We start from the raw sequence: 1,239 nt of genomic DNA on the forward strand, positions 1-1,239 counted from the left end.
CCAGTCGTATCCGGTCCTCAAGTTTCTTCAGCTTCTTCCCATGGGGTATGGTCATCCCAAGTTTCCCTCTTTTGCCGTTGGTCCTGAAGGTGAATCCGAGGAAGGTTGAGCCCACGGCCCTCCTTGCCTCCGTCTTCTCCATGTTCACTTTCAGCTTCAGTTTCCTCTCAAGATAGCTCTTCGCATTGTCCCTCACCCGGTAGGATGACATCCTGCTCTTGGTGAATATGTTGCAGTCATCGGCGTATCTCACAAACCGTAGTCCCCGCTTCTCCAGTTCCCTGTCGTAGGGGGTGAGGTAGATGTTCGACAGCAGTGGCGATAGGGGGCCCCCTTGCGGGGTTCCCAGGGCTGTCGCCATCATGCTCCCGTTGGTCATCACTCCGCTCTTCAGAAATACGTAGATGAGCCTCCTCACGTCCTTGTCATCCATGTACTTGTCAACCAGTCCCATGAGGATGTCATGGTCGACCGTGTCGAAGAACTTGGACAGGTCCAGGTCAACCACGTGCCTGTACCCTTCGGACATGTAGGTCTGGGCGAGTCTCACCGCATCCTCTGCGCTCCTGCCGGGCCTGAACCCGAAGCTGGAATCGCTGAATGTCGGTTCGAACACTGGAGTCAGAACCTGCACAAGGGCCTGTTGGATTACCCGGTCAATTGCCGTGGGTATCCCAAGCAGACGCATGCCCCCGCTGTCCTTGGGGATTTCCCGTCGGAGTACCGGCTTGGGCCTGTACGTCCGTGTGACAATCTGCTCGCGAATCCGTTCCCAGTTGGCCTCAAGGTAGGAGGGAAGTTCTGTCACTTCCATCCCGTCGATACCCGCAGAACCCTTATTCTGCATCACCTTCCTCTTCGCTTCCTGGATGTTCGCAAGGGAAACCAGTTGCTCACACAGTCTCGTGTTCGGTCTTGACTTGTCTTCCTCTCTCATTCGTTCCTTTCTCACCTGCAACATCGCTAGCAAGCTCTCGCTGTTCGGATTCGCAGGTGGACCTTTCCCTTTCGAAAGGCATTTGATCGTTCGGCCCTTGGTGGCTGTTCCCCCAGTCACTACTACGGCCTCTGCTGACTTCTCCACATTCGTTGTTACTACGTCGTCATAAGCGATGTTGCAGCCTCGTACGCTGTGGAGACCTCACGGGATAAGTCATCACTCTTTCCTCGTTTACCCGCCTGATTTACAGATGAAGGTCGCATTGCCTTTTGGATTCACTGTTTCTAGCCAGCTTGTCC

General features: G+C 54.7%; 1 protein-coding gene. It reads right to left on the minus strand.

Going from position 1 to position 1,239, the window contains the following annotated elements; genetic code table 11:
* Positions 1-1,084: group II intron reverse transcriptase/maturase (ltrA, locus tag ROJ03_RS13035; RefSeq protein WP_313727501.1), on the minus strand; the 1,084-nt coding region annotated here is incomplete at its 3' end.
* Between the last annotated feature and the right edge of the window lie 155 nt (positions 1,085-1,239).

The sequence above is a fragment of the Sphaerochaeta sp. PS genome (assembly GCF_032144095.1).
Taxonomy (GTDB): Bacteria; Spirochaetota; Spirochaetia; order Sphaerochaetales; family Sphaerochaetaceae; genus Sphaerochaeta.